The sequence below is a fragment of the Streptomyces sp. NBC_00090 genome (assembly GCF_045160815.1).
Lineage (GTDB): Bacteria > Actinomycetota > Actinomycetes > Streptomycetales > Streptomycetaceae > Streptomyces.
The window spans coordinates 2,029,405-2,044,416 of sequence record NZ_CP108224.1 but is presented as its reverse complement, the minus strand read 5'-3'; the positions used below and the strand labels follow the sequence as shown (position 1 = coordinate 2,044,416).

Annotated in this window: 12 protein-coding genes; 10 read left to right on the top strand and 2 right to left on the bottom strand. The window is 72.2% G+C overall.

The annotated features are described in order from the left end of the window. The first annotated feature begins 80 nt into the window (after positions 1 to 80). From OG361_RS08975 to OG361_RS08950, 6 genes are all read left to right on the top strand, one after another. Entirely contained in the window at positions 81 to 1,013 is a 933-nt protein-coding gene (locus OG361_RS08975; protein ID WP_405852811.1) for an amino acid ABC transporter permease, read from the top strand. Then, the gene (locus OG361_RS08970; RefSeq protein WP_405852810.1) at positions 1,010 to 1,840 is read left to right on the top strand and encodes an amino acid ABC transporter ATP-binding protein; all 831 of its coding nucleotides are present in this window, start codon (positions 1,010 to 1,012) and stop codon (positions 1,838 to 1,840) included. The genes OG361_RS08975 and OG361_RS08970 overlap by 4 nt, the downstream gene beginning before the upstream one ends. 61 nt (positions 1,841 to 1,901) lie before the next feature. After that, positions 1,902 to 2,876, top strand: a complete 975-nt coding sequence (locus tag OG361_RS08965; RefSeq protein ID WP_405852809.1) for an ABC transporter substrate-binding protein — start codon at positions 1,902 to 1,904, stop codon at positions 2,874 to 2,876. 50 nt (positions 2,877 to 2,926) lie between these two features. After that, a complete protein-coding gene (locus tag OG361_RS08960) occupies positions 2,927 to 3,724 on the top strand; it encodes a DUF1684 domain-containing protein (protein ID WP_405852808.1) in 798 nt (265 codons plus the stop codon). A gap of 210 nt (positions 3,725 to 3,934) precedes the next feature. Continuing rightward, positions 3,935 to 4,789: a S1 family peptidase gene (locus OG361_RS08955; protein ID WP_405852807.1), complete on the top strand. Its 855-nt coding sequence runs from the start codon at positions 3,935 to 3,937 to the stop codon at positions 4,787 to 4,789. 260 nt (positions 4,790 to 5,049) lie between these two features. Then, positions 5,050 to 5,934 (top strand): S1 family peptidase, encoded by an 885-nt coding sequence (locus tag OG361_RS08950; RefSeq protein ID WP_405852806.1) that lies wholly within the window; start codon positions 5,050 to 5,052, stop codon positions 5,932 to 5,934. 55 nt (positions 5,935 to 5,989) lie between these two features. Here the strand turns inward: OG361_RS08950 and OG361_RS08945 are convergent, their stop codons facing one another. Next, positions 5,990 to 7,027, bottom strand: coding sequence for a DUF3533 domain-containing protein (locus tag OG361_RS08945; protein ID WP_405852805.1), 1,038 nt, complete (start codon positions 7,025 to 7,027; stop codon positions 5,990 to 5,992). Between the two features lie 236 nt (positions 7,028 to 7,263). Here OG361_RS08945 and OG361_RS08940 point away from each other — a divergent pair, with 236 nt between their 5' ends. The 4 genes from OG361_RS08940 to OG361_RS08925 all read left to right on the top strand — a co-directional run bounded on the left by OG361_RS08940 (position 7,264) and on the right by OG361_RS08925 (position 13,714). Further along, positions 7,264 to 10,803: a DNA polymerase III subunit alpha gene (locus OG361_RS08940; protein ID WP_405852804.1), complete on the top strand. Its 3,540-nt coding sequence runs from the start codon at positions 7,264 to 7,266 to the stop codon at positions 10,801 to 10,803. Beyond that, on the top strand, positions 10,800 to 11,786 hold the full coding sequence (locus tag OG361_RS08935; RefSeq protein WP_405852803.1) for a DNA polymerase thumb domain-containing protein: 987 nt from the start codon (positions 10,800 to 10,802) through the stop codon (positions 11,784 to 11,786). The genes OG361_RS08940 and OG361_RS08935 overlap by 4 nt, the downstream gene beginning before the upstream one ends. Before the next feature lie 155 nt (positions 11,787 to 11,941). Next, positions 11,942 to 12,820 (top strand): esterase/lipase family protein, encoded by an 879-nt coding sequence (locus OG361_RS08930; protein ID WP_405852802.1) that lies wholly within the window; start codon positions 11,942 to 11,944, stop codon positions 12,818 to 12,820. A 141-nt stretch (positions 12,821 to 12,961) separates the two neighbouring features. Further along, positions 12,962 to 13,714, top strand: coding sequence for a D-Ala-D-Ala carboxypeptidase family metallohydrolase (locus OG361_RS08925; protein WP_405852801.1), 753 nt, complete (start codon positions 12,962 to 12,964; stop codon positions 13,712 to 13,714). A 231-nt stretch (positions 13,715 to 13,945) separates the two neighbouring features. Here the strand turns inward: OG361_RS08925 and OG361_RS08920 are convergent, their stop codons facing one another. Then, positions 13,946 to 14,971, bottom strand: a complete 1,026-nt coding sequence (locus OG361_RS08920) for a lytic polysaccharide monooxygenase (protein ID WP_405852800.1) — start codon at positions 14,969 to 14,971, stop codon at positions 13,946 to 13,948. Positions 14,972 to 15,012 lie beyond the last annotated feature (41 nt).

Sequence of the window (15,012 nt, the reverse complement as noted above, 5' to 3'; positions counted from 1 at the left end):
CGTTCCGCCTCCGCCTCCGCGTTCCCCTCTCGGCCTCCCCCTCCCGCTTCCCGACCCCTTCCCGCTCCCGAGGAACCGCCATGGCTCTCACCAGCGATCCGCCGTCCACCGACTCCCTCACCAAGGACCCGTCCGTCTCCGGGACCGCTGCCGCCACCGCCCCCGCCGCCGCCACCGCGTCGGCGCCCGCGGACCTCGTGGTCGTCCCCGTGCGCCATCCCTGGCGCTGGGTGGCCGTCGCCGCCACCGCCGTCCTGCTCGTGCAGTTCGGCCACGGGCTCGTCACCAACCCCGGCTGGGAGTGGGACGTCTTCGCCGCGTTCCTCACCACCGAGACGATCCTCCAGGCCGTCTGGGTCACCCTCCAGCTCACCTTCTACGGCACCGCGCTCGGCTTCGCGATCGGCATCGTGCTGGCCTTCATGCGGCTCTCGGCCAGCCCGTTCCTGCGGTCGGTCGCCTTCGCCTACATCTGGGCCTTCCGCTCCATCCCGCTCATCGTCCAGCTGCTCTTCTGGTTCAACCTCGCCTATCTCTACAAGGAGTTGAGCATCGGCATCCCCTTCGGGCCGACCTTCCTCTCCTTCGACACGATGGGCCTCGTCGGGGAGATGAGCGCGGCCGTCCTCGGACTCGCCCTGCACCAGGCGGCCTACGCGGCGGAGATCGTCCGCGGCGGTGTACTCGCCGTGGACGAGGGCCAGTTGGAGGCGGCGGCCTCCCTCGGCATACCGAAGCTCCGCCAGGCGCGGCGGATCGTGCTGCCCCAGGCGATGCGCTCGATCCTGCCCAACGCCGCCAACGAGATCATCTCGCTCTTCAAGGGCACGTCGATCGTCTCGGTCATGGCGATCGGCGAACTCTTCTACCAGGTGCAGGTCGTCTACGGCCGCAACGGGCGGGTCGTCCCGCTCCTGATGGTCGCCACCGCCTGGTACGTCCTGCTCACCACCGTGCTCTCCGTCGTCCAGCACTACGTCGAACGCCACTACGCGAAGGGGAGCGCCCGATGAGCTCCGTCACCACCACCGTCTCCAAGGCCTCCAAGGCCGCCACCGGCACCACCGCCCCGGCCCCCACCACGGCCAAGGTCGAGATCCGTTCCGTCCACAAGAACTTCGGCCCGCTCCACGTCCTGCGCGGCATCGACCTCGACGTCCGGGCCGGCGAGGTCACCGTCGTCCTCGGCCCCTCCGGCTCCGGCAAGTCCACCCTCCTGCGGACCATCAACCACCTGGAGAAGGTCGACAGCGGCACGGTCAGCGTCGACGGCACCCTCGTCGGCTACCGCCGCTCCGGGAACAAGCTCTACGAACTGCGGGAGCGCGAGATCCTCAAGCAGCGCACCCGGATCGGCTTCGTCTTCCAGAACTTCCACCTCTTCCCGCACCTCACCGTCCTGGAGAACATCGTCGAGGCCCCCGTCTCGGCCTTGAAGCGCCCCCGCAAGGAGGCCGAGGCCGCGGCCACGAAGCTGCTCGAACGCGTCGGACTCGCGGACAAGGCGGAGTCGTACCCCAAGCAGCTCTCCGGCGGACAGCAGCAGCGGGTCGCCATCGCCCGCGCGCTCGCCCTCGAACCGGGGCTGCTCCTCTTCGACGAGCCGACCTCCGCGCTCGACCCCGAACTGGTCGGCGAGGTCCTCGACGTCATCAAGGACCTGGCCGCCTCCGGCACCACCATGATCGTCGTCACACACGAGATCGGCTTCGCCCGCGAGGTCGCCGACACGGTGGTCTTCATGGACGAGGGCCGGATCGTCGAGCAGGGACCGCCGGCCGAGGTGCTCGACAGCCCGCGCCACGAGCGCACCCGCACCTTCCTCTCCAAGGTCCTCTGACCTCCCCTGTCCTCCGCTTCCGTCCCTTTTCCGGTACACGCACACGCACAGGAGCACCGTCATGAACTCCCGCCGCACCCTCCTCACCGCCCTCGCCTCGCTCACCGCCCTCGGGGTGCTCACCGCCTGCGGTTCGGGCGAGGCCGCCACCGGCGTGGTCAAGCCCGAGGGGCAGAAGGACAACGGCATCAACGTGGGCCCGAACCAGAACCGCGTCCACACGGCCAAGGTCGACGCCATCGCCGCCAAGGTGCCCGAGGCCGCCCGCAAGAGAGGCACGCTCATCCTCGGCGTCTCCGCGAGCAGTAATCCGCCGCTCGCCTTCCGCGCCACCGACGACAAGACACTGATCGGCGTCGAGCTCGACCTCGCGACCCTGGTCGCCGACACCCTGGGCCTGAAGCCCGAGTTCAACCCGGTCTCCTGGGAGAACCTCTTCGTCGGCCTCGACAGCGGCAAGTACGACGCCGTCTTCTCCAACGTCACCGTGACGGAGGAGCGCAAGGACAAGTACGACTTCGCCACCTACCGCCTCGACGACCTCGCCTTCGAGGCGAAGAAGGGCTCCGGCTGGACGGTGAAGGGCCCCGAGGACGTGTCGGGGAAGACCATCGCCGTGGGCTCCGGCACCAACCAGGAGAAGATCCTCGTCGACTGGTCCGAGCAGAACGAGAAGGCGGGCCGCAAGGGCGTCGACATCAAGTACTTCCAGAACACCAGCGACTACTACCTGGCCCTCCAGTCCAGGCGGATCGACGGGTACCTCGGTCCCAACCCCACCGTCGCGTACCACGTGGCCTCGGCCGGCCAGACCGAGGCCGTCGGCACGTTCTCCGGCGCGGGCGCCGGGCTCCAGGGCAAGATCGCGGCCACCACGAAGAAGGACAGCGGGCTCGTCGCCGCCTACGCGGCGGCGATCGACCACATCATCGAGAACGGCACCTACGCCGAGGTCCTCAAGCGCTGGGGGCTGGAGAGCGAGGCCGTCGAGAAGTCGGAGATCAACCCGCCCGGTCTGCCCCGCACCAAGAACTGACCCACGCCGCGCCTCGGGCTCGCGGAGCCCGTATGAAAAGGTGGAACACCATGAGCACGGATCCCCAGCAGGACTGGCAGGACTGGCAGCACTGGCACGAGCAGCGCGAGGCCGCGGTCGCCTCCTCGTACGGCCCGCTCTCCCTCACCGGCACCCACTGGCTCTCGGATCACCCGGAGGGTCGAATTCCGGACGTTCCCGGTGAGTGGCGGGCGGACGACGGCGAGGTGGTCCTGACGGCGGGCGCCGAGGACGCGATCACCGTCGACGGCAAGCCCCTGATCGGCACGGTCCGGCTCACCGCCGACCACGCCCCGATCCACGAGTCCCGGGTCGAGTCGGCCGGCCGGCGGCTCGTGGTCCTGCGGCGTGAAGGGCTCTGGGCGGTACGGGACTTCGACCCCGATTCGGCGGCGCGCCGCTCCTTCGCGGGCATCGAGGCCACCCCGTACGACGAGCGTTGGGTGGTGCCCGGTGTCTTCCGTCCGTACGAGGAGACGCGCAGCGTGCGGGTCGAGAACGCCGACGGCAGGGAGCGCGGTCTCGGGCTCGCCGGGGAGCTGTCCTTCGAGCTGCACGGCGGCGAGCACACCCTCCAGGTGGCCGTCGAGGAGGACGGCTCGCTGTGGGCGGTCTTCGCGGACGCCACCAGCGGCCGGGACAGCTACCGCTTCCGTTTCCTGCGGCCGCCGGCTCCGGCGGCGGACGGCTCGGTGACGGTGGACTTCAACCGCGCGCTGCTGCCGCCGTGCGCCTTCGCCGACCACTTCATCTGCCCGTTCCCGCCGCCCGGGAACACGCTCGACACCGCGGTCCCGGCGGGGGAGCGGCGACTGAGCCCCTCCTGAGCAGGGGTTTCCGCAGGACGTACGGGACGAAGGGCGCCCCCGGCCATGACGGCCGGGGGCGCCCGTTCGTCATGCGGTCTTGTGCGTCCGCTCCATGGGGGCCACTATCACTGGCGGTGCATGTCAGGGACACGTCACCTGATGGCGCCTCACGGGCCCCTACCCACGGGCCCCTCCGTTTTTCCCAGAAGGAGAACTGTGAGGAGCACAGTGAGGATCACAAGCACCCGACTGCTCGCCCTCGTCGCGGGGCTCGCCGCCGCGACGGCCATCGGACTCCCCGGCGCCCAGGCCGCCCCCGCCCCCGGCCCGGCCGGAGCGGAGCGGCTCGCCCGCGCCGACGCGGCCGTCGACGCCGCCGGGGTCGGCGGCACCGCCTGGTACGTCGACAGAGCGGCGGGCCGGGTCGTCGTCACCGCCGACGCCACCGTCACCGACGCGGGGATCGCGAAGATCCGCGCGGCGGCCGGAGCCGACGCCGGAGCCCTCCACGTCCAGCGCACCCCCGGCGTCTTCAAGCCCCTGCTCGGCGCGGGCGATGCCATCTACGGCAGCGGCTACCGCTGCTCGCTCGGCTTCAACGTACGCAGCGGCAGCACGTACTACTTCCTCACCGCCGGTCACTGCGGCAACGTCGTGAAGACCTGGTACGCCAACTCGGCGCAGTCCACCCTGATCGGTGCCACGGTGGGCTCCAGCTTCCCCGGCAACGACTACGCGCTCGTCCGCTACGACAACGCCTCGCTCGCCCACACCGGCGGCTTCACCGCCGCCGACGCCTACGTGGGCGAGCCCGTCAAGCGCTCCGGCTCCACCACGGGCACCCGCAGCGGCACGGTCACCGGCCTCGACGCCACCGTCCACTACTCCGGCGGCGGCACCGTACGCGGCATGATCCAGACCAACGTCTGCGCCGAGCCCGGCGACTCCGGCGGGGCGCTCTACGACGGCACCAAGGCGCTCGGCCTCACCTCCGGCGGCAGCGGCAACTGTTCCACCGGCGGCACGACCTTCTACCAGCCGGTGCCGGAGGCCCTCGCCAAGTACAAGGTCAGCCTCTACTGAGCCGAGCCGAGCTGGGCTGAACCGCGGTGCGGTGAACTGCGGTGAGGCGAACCGGACTGCGGTGAAGTGAACCGCCCCCGCCCTCGAACACCCCAAGGAACAGCGCCCGTTGAAGGCCGTACGACCGAAAGGCGCCCTTGCGGCGTGAAGTCGTACGGCCCGACACTCCCCCTCAGCGCCGGCCTCAGGCCGCGCCTCACGGGCCCGTCACCCCACGGCCGGCCCCCGATTCCCCCCAGGAGGAACGAGAAGTGAGGACCATGCGCACCACCCCCACGAGAACGACCCGGATGCTCGCCGTCGCCGCCGGTCTCGCCGCCGCCGCGGCGCTCGCCGTCCCCACCGCGAGCGCCGACTCCGCGCAGACCTTCGGAGCCACCCAGCTCTCGGCGGCGAGCGACGCCGTGCTCGCCGCCGACGTGGCGGGCACCGCCTGGCACGTCGACAGCGCCACCGGCGCGGTCGTCGTCACCGCCGACTCCACGGTCACCCCCGCCGAGATCGCGAAGATCAAGCGGCAGGCCGGGGCCAACGCCGGCGCGATCCGGGTCGAGCGGACCCCCGGCACGTTCACCAAGCTGATCTCCGGCGGCGACGCGACCTACGCCGACGCCGGCTGGCGCTGCTCCCTGGGCTTCAACGTCCGGGACAGCGCGGGCGCCTACTACTTCCTCACCGCCGGTCACTGCACCGACGGCGCGGGCACCTGGTACTCCAACTCCTCGCACACGACCGTCCTCGGCTCCACGGCCGGGTCGAGCTTCCCGAACAACGACTACGGCATCGTCCGCTACACCAACAGCACGGTCACCAAGTCCGGCACCGTCGGCAGCGTGGACATCACCAGCGCCGCCAACGCGACGGTCGGCATGTCGGTCACCCGCCGGGGCTCCACCACCGGCACCCACAGCGGCTCGGTGACCGGTCTCAACGCCACCGTGAACTACGGCGGCGGGGACATCGTCTACGGCATGATCCGCACGAACGTCTGCGCCGAGCCGGGTGACTCCGGCGGCCCGCTCTACTCCGGCAGCCGGGCCATCGGCCTCACCTCGGGCGGCAGCGGCAACTGCTCCTCGGGCGGGACGACCTTCTTCCAGCCGGTGACGGAGGCGCTGAGCGCGTACGGGGTCAGCGTCTACTAGGCGACGAGAAGGCCCCCGGCGCGCACGCCGGGGGCCTTCTCGTGCGGGCGGGTCGTCAGGGGCGGACCTCGCCCGGCTCCTCCGCGATCGGCTCCGACTCGGGCTTGCGCTTCAGCGAGGACATCACCAGGGTGACGACGGTGCCGACGACCGCCCAGGCCGAGAGGACCAGCATCGAGGCGGTCATGTCGTTGCCCTTGAAGTACGCGATCGAGCGTGCCGCCCAGGTGCCCGCGCCCGGCGGCAGGGCGGGGCCGATCGCCTTCCAGAACGGGGGCAGCATCGGCAGCGGGAAGGCGCCGCCCGCGCTCGGGTTGCCCGCGACCACGATGAGGAGGATCGCCAGGCCGATGCCGACGATCCCGAAGACCGACTGCAGGGCGAGGGTGGCCGCGCCGACGGCGAAGACCACCAGGGTGCCCAGGCCCCACAGGGCCGCGACGCTGCCGGGCAGGGCGCCCAGGATGGGGCCGACGATGATCGCGCCGCCGAGACCGCCGAGGGCCGCGTAGATCGCCAGGACGCCGAGGCGGATGATCGCGCGTTCCCGGTTCGCGGGCCGGGAGCCCGCGCTGATCGCCAGGATCGCGGCGCAGATGTAGCCGCCGACGCACCAGCCGACGACGAGGTAGAAGGCGGAGAGCCCGTCGAAGTCCTCCGGCGACGCGGGGGCGACGTCGACCGTCCGCACGGTGCGCTGCTGGGTCGCCTCCACCGTGGTGAGGATCGTCTCCAGGGCGGCGGAGAGCACGGTGCCGCCGCCGGAGGCGACGAGCAGGGTGTCGGTGCGGCCGGTCGGGTCGACGAGGAGGGCCCCGTCGATGTCCCGGTTCATGATCTGCTTCCGCGCCTCGGCCTCGTCGGCGACGGCCCGGGGATCGAGCGGCGCGCCGGGGAGCTTCTCCAGCTGCCCGACGAGCTGGGCGGAGACCTGCTGCGGCGCGACGACGCCGAAGGGCACGTCCGTCGGCTTCGGGTGGTGCAGGGCCCCGACGTACGAGGTGATGAACAGGAGCTGGAGGGCGAAGACGCCGATGACGAGCAGGGCGGCTCGGGGGGTGACGGCGCTTTTCAGCTCATCGACGAGACTCATGCCCCCCAGGCTCCGGGGCGGCGGGTGTCTTCGCAGGTGGGATGGGCCGAATGGCTGACCGTGGGGTCGGCGGGGGGTGTCGCGGGGGTGGCGCGGGGTGTCGTGAGGGTGCCGGGGAGGTGCCGGGGAGTGCCACCCGTACAGGTTATCGTACAGGCGTTCGAAATGGGTTAGGGTGGGAGCGAGGGGGTGGGAACGTATGTACGAATTCGATGCGGGAGTGCGGGAGGTGCGCCATGCCGGAATTCACGCACCTGCACACCGCGTCGGGCTTCTCCCCGCGCTACGGGGCCTCGCACCCCGAACGGCTGGCCCTGCGCGCCGCCGAGCGGGGCATGGACGCGCTCGCCCTGACCGACCGCGACACGCTCGCGGGCGCGATCCGCTTCGCGAAGGCGTGCGCGAAGGAGGGCGTCCGCCCCCTGTTCGGCGTGGACCTCGCGTACGGGGCCCACGAGGCCCCCGGACCCGTCCCCGACCAGGGCTCCGCCCGGCGGGTGCCCGTGCGCGGCGGCTCCTTCGTCGACGAGTCCGCGCCCCGCGCCGTCTTCCTCGCCCGCTCCCGCGCCGGCTGGGCCTCCCTCTGCGCGATGATCACCGCCGCCCATGCCGCCGGCGGCGGGAGCCCCCTGGCGGCCTGGACCGACCTGCGCGACGAGGGCCTGACCGTGCTGCTCGGCCCCGCGTCCGACGTCGGCCGCGCCCTCGCCGCCGGCCGCCCCGACCGGGCCGCCCGACTGCTCGCCCCCTGGCGCGAGCGGTACGGCGACGCGCTGCGCCTGGAAGCCGTCCACCACGGCCGTACCGGCGCCGGCCCCGGATCCCTGCGGCTCGCCGCCCGCACCGTCGGCTTCGCCGCCGCGCAGGGCGTACGGCCCGTCCTTACCAACGCCGTCCGCTACGCCGACCCCGGCCAGGGGCCGGTCGCCGACGTCCTCGACTCCGCCCGCCGCCTCGTCCCCGTCGACCCCCGCAAGGAGCTCGACAGCGGAGAGGCCTGGCTCAAGGGCGCCGACGACATGCCGGCCGCCGCCGAGCGGATCGTCGAGGCCGCGGGCTTCCGCCGGGACGCCGCCCACCGGCTGCTCGAACAGACCGCGGCGGTCGCCGCCGACTGCCTGGTCGACCCCGAGGACGACCTCGGCATCGGCTCCGCGCACTTCCCGGAGCCGTACCTCGTCGGCGCGGAGCACCGTACCGCCCAGCGCGTCCTCGCCTCCCGGGCCGCCGCCGGCATGGTCCTGAAGGGGTACGAGAAGCGGCGCGCCTACTGGGACCGGATGCACCGCGAGCTGGACGTCATCGCCCACCACGGCTTCGCCACCTACTTCCTGACGGTCGCCCGGGTCGTCGACGACGTACGGGACATGGGGATACGGGTCGCCGCCCGGGGCTCCGGCGCCGGCTCCCTCGTCAACCACCTCCTCGGCATCGCCCACGCCGACCCGGTCGAGCACGGTCTGCTGATGGAGCGCTTCCTGTCCAAGCGCCGCACCGTCCTGCCCGACATCGACGTCGACGTGGAGTCCGCCCGCCGTCTGGAGGTGTACCGGGCGATCATCGACCGCTTCGGCACCGAGCGGGTCGCCACCGTCGCCATGCCCGAGACCTACCGGGTCCGCCACGCGGTACGGGACGTCGGCGCGGCCCTCTCCCTCGACCCGACCGAGATCGACCGGATCGCCAAGGCCTTCCCGCACATCCGCGCCCGGGACGCGCTCGCAGCCCTCGACGAACTGCCCGAGCTGCGCGAACTCGCGGGGGAGCGGGGGAGGTACAGCCGTCTCTGGGAGCTGGTCGAGGCGCTCGACGCCCTGCCGCGCGGAACCGCCATGCACCCCTGTGGGGTGCTGCTCTCGGACGCCTCGCTGCTCACCCGTACCCCCGTGGTCCCCACCAGCGGCGAGGGATTCCCCATGTCCCAGTTCGACAAGGAGGACGTGGAGGACCTCGGGCTGCTCAAGCTCGACGTCCTCGGCGTGCGCATGCAGTCCGCGATGGCCCACGCCGTCGCCGAGGTCGAGCGCGCCACCGGCACCCGGCCGGACATCGACGCGATCCCGGAGGGCGACCCCGAGACGTACCGGCTCATCCGCTCCACCGAGACCCTCGGCTGCTTCCAGATCGAGTCGCCGGGCCAGCGCGACCTCGTCGGCCGGCTCCAGCCCGCCGACTTCCACGACCTCGTCGTCGACATCTCGCTCTTCCGGCCGGGACCGGTCGCCGCCGACATGGTCCGCCCCTTCATCGAGGCCCGGCACGGCCGTGCCCCGGTCCGCTATCCGCACCCCGACCTGGAGGGGCCGCTGCGGGAGACGTACGGCGTGGTCGTCTTCCACGAGCAGATCATCGAGATCGTGCGGATCATGACCGGCTGCCGCCGCGACGAGGCCGACCAGGTGCGGCGCGGGCTCTCGGACCCGGAGTCGCAGGGGCGGATCAAGGCCTGGTTCGCGCAGCGGGCCTCGGCGCGGGGGTACGGCGCCGAAGTCGCCGCCCACACCTGGGAGATCGTGGAGGCCTTCGGCTCGTACGGCTTCTGCAAGGCGCACGCGGTGGCCTTCGCCGTGCCGACGTACCAGTCGGCCTGGCTCAAGGCGCACCACCCGGCGGCCTTCTACGCGGGGCTGCTCACCCACGACCCCGGCATGTACCCCAAGCGGCTGCTGCTCGCGGACGCGCGGCGGCGCGGGGTGCCGGTGCTGCCGCTGGACGTGAACCGCTCGGCGGTCGCTCACCGTATCGAACTGGTGTCCGATATTTCGGCGGTGTCCGATGCTCCGGTCGGGTCCGTCCCGGGGGTGTCCGATGCTCCGGTGGGGTCCGCCGCCCCGGGGGTGTGGGGGCTCCGGCTCGGTCTCGCGGACGTCCACGGCATCGGCGAGACCGAGAGCGCCCGGATCGAGGCCGGACAGCCGTACGCCTCCCTGCTCGACTTCTGGGAGCGGGCCCGTCCGCGCACACCCGTCGCCGAACGGCTCGCCCAGGTCGGCGCGCTGGACGCCTTCGGCGCCAACCGCCGCGACCTGCTGCTCCATCTGACCGAACTCCGGCGCATCCACCGGGGGGCCGCCTCCCACGGCGGCCAACTCCCGCTCGCCCGGGGCGGGAAGACCGCACCCGTCGGCCTGCCCGACCTCGACGACACGGAACGCCTCAGCGCCGAGCTCGGCATCCTCGGCATGGACGCCTCCCGCCACCTCATGGACGACCACCACGCCTTCCTTCGCGAACTCGGCGTCGTCTCGGCCCAACGGCTGCGCGACACCCCTCACGGCCGGACCGTCCTGGTCGCGGGCGCCAAGGCCGCCACCCAGACCCCGCCGATCCGCTCCGGGAAGCGGGTCATCTTCAGCACGCTCGACGACGGTACGGGCCTGGTCGACCTCGCCTTCTTCGACGACGCCCACGAGCGCTGCGCCCACACCGTCTTCCACTCCTGGCTGCTCCTGGTCCGGGGCGTGGTGCAGCGGCGCGGCCCGCGCAGCCTCAGCGTGGTCGGCTCGGCCGCCTGGAACCTCGCCGAACTGGTCGAACTGCGGGCGTCCGGCGGTCTGGACGCGGTGGGGGCCCGCCTCGCGGGGCCGGTCGCGGGGCCGGTCGGGGAGCGGACCTCGGAGCCGGGCGCGGTCTCCGGGAACGGTGACAGCGGCCGCCGCATCAGGATGGAGACCGGATACGAGATGAACCCCTGGGCGGACCTGAAGCCGGCCGGCGAAGGCGCGGCGACACCGCCCAGGAAGCTCTGGCACAGCAGCCCGGGGAGCGCCGGATGATCCTCTGCGTACGCTTCCGCCTCGAACCGATGTGGGAAGTCCTGCTTCCCCGACTCGTCGAACTGCTCGGCGAGTTCACCCCGAACGTCGAGACCGCCCCGCCCTGCGAGGCGCTCGCCGACGTGACCGGCGCGCTGCGCTACTTCGACCGGAGCCCGGCCGAACTCGCCTCGGTGATCCGGGTCAGGGCGCTCGCCCTGTACGGCGTCGACTGCGTCATCGGCGCCGGGCCCAACCCGATGCTGGCCCGGATGGCGGCCCGTGAGGCCCGCCCCGGCGTCACCCTGGTCGTCGAGGACCCGGCCGCCTTCCTGCGCGACCGGCCGGTCGTCGCGCTCGACGGCATCGGCCGCGCCACCGCGCGTACCCTCTGCGGCTACGGACTGGACTCCGTCGGCCGGGTCGCCGACGCGCCGCTCGCCGTGCTCCAGCGGCTCGTCGGCGCGAAGACCGGCCGCGAGCTGTGGGAACGGGCCCGGGGCATCGACCGCGCCCCCGTCGTCCCGAACGCGGTCTCCCTCTCGGTGGCGGCCGAGCGCTCCTTCCCGTACGACGAGATCGACCGGGCGGAGCAGCGCAGAGCACTCCTCTCGCTCGCCGGCGAACTCGGCGCCCGGTTCCGGACGGAGGGGCGGGTGTGCCGCTCGCTCGCGATCACCGTGCGGTACGCGGACCGGACCACGACGACCCGGAGCCGTACCCTGCCCGAACCGACCGCCCACTCGGCGTCGCTCACCTCCCTCGCGTACGCGCTCCACGACGCCCTCGGCCTCCAGCGGGCCCGGGTGCGGGGGATCGCGCTGCGCGCCGAGGGGCTGACGGACGCCGAGGGGGCCGCGCACCAGCTGTCCCTGGACCCGGCGGACGAGAAGGCGCGGCTGATCGAAGCGATCGCGGACCGGGCGCGGGCGAAGTTCGGGCCGAGAGCGGTGCTGCCGGGCTCACTGGCGGCCCTGAAGTCCCTTCGTCTCGCGCCGGCGTGACGACACATCACTTTTTACCGACGCGTAACTTCCCAGCCAAGGCTACCCGTGCGTAGCTTGGCTGAAGCGCATCCCCACCGCGCATCCCCACTTGTGGTCCGGACCGCAGGGCACAGCACCCCCACCATCCCCTTGAGCCGCAAGGAGATCGCCCGATGCTGCCCCGAAAGTCCTGGAAGCACGCCGTCAGAGCGCTGTCCGTCCTGCTGCTGACCGCCGCCGCCACGCTCGCCCCCACCGCCACCGCCTCGGCCCAGACGGAGACCGTCACCTCCAGTCGTGGCTGGAACGACTTCTCCTGCAAGCCCTCCGCCGCGCACCCCCGCCCGGTCGTCCTCGTCCACGGCACCTTCGGGAACTCCGTCGACAACTGGCTCGTCCTCGCGCCGTACCTGGTCAACCGCGGATACTGCGTCTTCTCGCTCGACTACGGCCAACTGCCGAACGTGCCCTTCTTCCACGGCCTCGGCCCCATCGCGAAGTCCGCCGAGCAGCTCGACGCGTACGTCGACCGGGTGCTCGCCGCGACCGGCGCCCCCGAGGCGGACCTCGTCGGACACTCGCAGGGCGGCATGATGCCCCGCTGGTACCTCAAGTTCCTCGGCGGGGCCGCGAAGGTGAACGCGCTCGTCGGGATCGCCCCCGACAACCACGGCACCACCCTCCTCGGCCTCACCAAGCTCCTGTCGTACTTCCCCGGCGCCGAGGACCTGATCAGCGCCACGCCCCCGGGCCTCGCCGACCAGATCGCCGGCTCGCCGTTCATCACCAAGCTCAACGAGGGCGGCGACACCGTTCCCGGGGTCCGCTACCACGTGATCGCGACCCAGTACGACGAGGTGGTCACGCCGTACCGTTCGCAGTTCCTGTCCGGCCCGAACGTCACCAACGTCCTCATCCAGGACAAGTGCGCGCTCGACCTCTCCGAGCACGTGGCGATCGGCACGGTGGACCGGGTCACCTTCCACGAGGTGGCCAACGCCCTCGACCCGGCCCACGCGACCCCGACCACCTGTCTCTCGGTGATCGGCTAGGGCCGGAGTCGGCCGGTCCCGTCATTGGGCCGACAAATGACGCTCGCCAGGCGTGGTTGACGCGCGTCGACGCGGCGGCCAGTCTCGGGGGTGGCCCGATTTCACGGGTCACCCCCGGTCTTGTGAGGCAATGGAGGCTCGATGCCCCGACGTACCGCACATTCCAAGCCCGTACGCCTTCTTCTCTCGATTGTCATGCTCATGGCTTCCGTGGTGGGCGGAGTGGTGGCGACCGCCGGCACCGCCCACGCGGACGGCTGCTACACCTGGTCGCGCACCCTCTCCGAGGGAGCCTCCGGCTCCGATGTGACGCAACTGCAGATCCGTGTGGCCGGCTACCCCGGCTACGGCGCGGTGCTCGCGATCGACGGAGCCTACGGCCCCGCGACCGCCGCGGCCGTCAAGCGCTTCCAGGCCGCCTACGGACTGGCCGTCGACGGTGTCGCGGGCCCCGCGACCTTCAGCAAGATCTACAGCCTTCAGGACGACGACTGCACACCGCTCCACTTCTCCTACGCCGAGCTGAACAACTGCAACACCACCTGGGCGGGCGGCGCGGTGAGCGCGACCACCGCCAAGGCCAACGCGCTGCGCACGATGTGGAAGCTGGAGGCCCTCCGCCACGCACTCGGTGACCAGTCCATCCGGGTCACCAGCGGTTTCCGCAGCCAGGCCTGCAACGACGCGGCCGGCGGAGCCTCGTCGAGCCGTCACCTGTACGGAGACGCGGCCGACCTCGGCTCCGGACCCCACTCGCTGTGCCGCCTCGCCCAGCAGGCCCGCAACCACGGTTTCAACGGCATCCTCGGACCCGGCTACCCCGGGCACGGCGACCACACCCACGTGGACCACCGCAGCAGTCGCTTCTGGTCCGCCTCCAGCTGCGGCATCTGACCCCCGGCCGGACGTCGGCGGCCGTTGACCGGTCGCCGACGCCCCGCCCCTGACCTAGGGCGTGTGTCGAAAGTCCCGCCTGCCCGGCGGCGCCCGGCACGCACGCTCGCCGCGTTGTCGGGATCGCTCCGATACATCCAGTATCGGGGCGACCCTCCGCCTTGCGATCGCACGCACCGGACACCGCCGGGCCTGCCCTTCGGGCAGACGGCGCTACTTTCGACACACGCCCTAGCGGTGGGTCCGGCGCCGCCGGGCCGTCCCGAAGAGCACGGCCGCACCGAGCGCGAGCACGGCGGCGCCACCGACCGCGAGATACGGGGTGGTGGCGTCGCCCCCGGTCTCGGCGAGGAGCTCCCCGGAGTCGGAACCGGAACCGGTAGCCGGAACAGGCGCGTTGGAGGCCTCGGCCGAGGGCTCGCTTCCGGCCTCGGCCTCGGCCTCGGTCCCGGTGGCCGTCGCCTCCGCCGGCCGGGTGGGCTCAGGAGCGGCCGCCGTCTCCTCCGCACCCGTCGCCGGATCGGCGTCCCCGTGCCCACCGTGCTCGACGGAGGACTCGTCCTGCCCGTCCTCGATCTGCTCCTCGCTCGGCGCGGAAGCGGTCGGCGCCGGAGCGGCACCACCGGTCTCCGCCCCGAAGACCACGTCCGAGCAGGTGTAGAACGCCTCGGGGGAGTCGGACCGCTGCCAGATCGAGTAGATCAGGTGCCGGCCGGACTTCTTCGGAACCGTCCCCTCGAAGACGTAGTCGCCGTTCTCCATCCGCGGGTCGGTCACCGTCGCGAACGGCTTCTCCTCCAGGTCCGACCACGAGAGCGGCTTCGAAGGGTCGTACCCGTCCTTCGTCACGTACAGCTCGAACGAGCCCCTGTGCGGGGCGGTCCCCTTGTAACGGAAGGTGTGGGCCCCGGAGTCCAGCCGGCTGGCGGGCCAGTCGGCCCGCGCCAGGTCGAGCCCCCGGTACTTGTCGTTGCCGGCGCTGCACAGCTTGCCGTCCGGGATGAGCTCCCGGTGCTTCCCGGCGGCGTTGGCGATGTTCACCGCGTTCCAGTCGTAGAACGCCTGCGCCCCACTCGCCGCCACCGCGGCCTTGCAGGCGGCCGACTTCGGCGCCTCGGGCCCCTCCGCGTAACAGGCCGAGACCCGGCTCACCGGATCCGTCATCGACCCGTGCGCGAACGCGGGCCCGGAGGCGAGCCCTGACAGACCGAGCAGTGCGGTGACGGTGACGGCCGCGGCCGTACGGCGAGAAGTCATGGGGGGAGAGCTCCTTCACGAGGGTGGGTGTGGGGGGTTGC

Bases quoted from the DNA above. Each gene is read 5' to 3' on its own strand.
- OG361_RS08960 (WP_405852808.1), top strand. From the start codon at position 2,927: ATGAGCACGGATCCCCAGCAGGACTGGCAGGACTGGCAGCACTGGCAC.
- OG361_RS08945 (WP_405852805.1), bottom strand. From the start codon at position 7,027: ATGAGTCTCGTCGATGAGCTGAAAAGCGCCGTCACCCCCCGAGCCGCC.
- OG361_RS08975 (WP_405852811.1), top strand. From the start codon at position 81: ATGGCTCTCACCAGCGATCCGCCGTCCACCGACTCCCTCACCAAGGAC.
- OG361_RS08965 (WP_405852809.1), top strand. From the start codon at position 1,902: ATGAACTCCCGCCGCACCCTCCTCACCGCCCTCGCCTCGCTCACCGCC.
- OG361_RS08930 (WP_405852802.1), top strand. From the start codon at position 11,942: ATGCTGCCCCGAAAGTCCTGGAAGCACGCCGTCAGAGCGCTGTCCGTC.
- OG361_RS08940 (WP_405852804.1), top strand. From the start codon at position 7,264: ATGCCGGAATTCACGCACCTGCACACCGCGTCGGGCTTCTCCCCGCGC.
- OG361_RS08920 (WP_405852800.1), bottom strand. From the start codon at position 14,971: ATGACTTCTCGCCGTACGGCCGCGGCCGTCACCGTCACCGCACTGCTC.
- OG361_RS08935 (WP_405852803.1), top strand. From the start codon at position 10,800: ATGATCCTCTGCGTACGCTTCCGCCTCGAACCGATGTGGGAAGTCCTG.
- OG361_RS08950 (WP_405852806.1), top strand. From the start codon at position 5,050: ATGCGCACCACCCCCACGAGAACGACCCGGATGCTCGCCGTCGCCGCC.
- OG361_RS08970 (WP_405852810.1), top strand. From the start codon at position 1,010: ATGAGCTCCGTCACCACCACCGTCTCCAAGGCCTCCAAGGCCGCCACC.
- OG361_RS08925 (WP_405852801.1), top strand. From the start codon at position 12,962: ATGCCCCGACGTACCGCACATTCCAAGCCCGTACGCCTTCTTCTCTCG.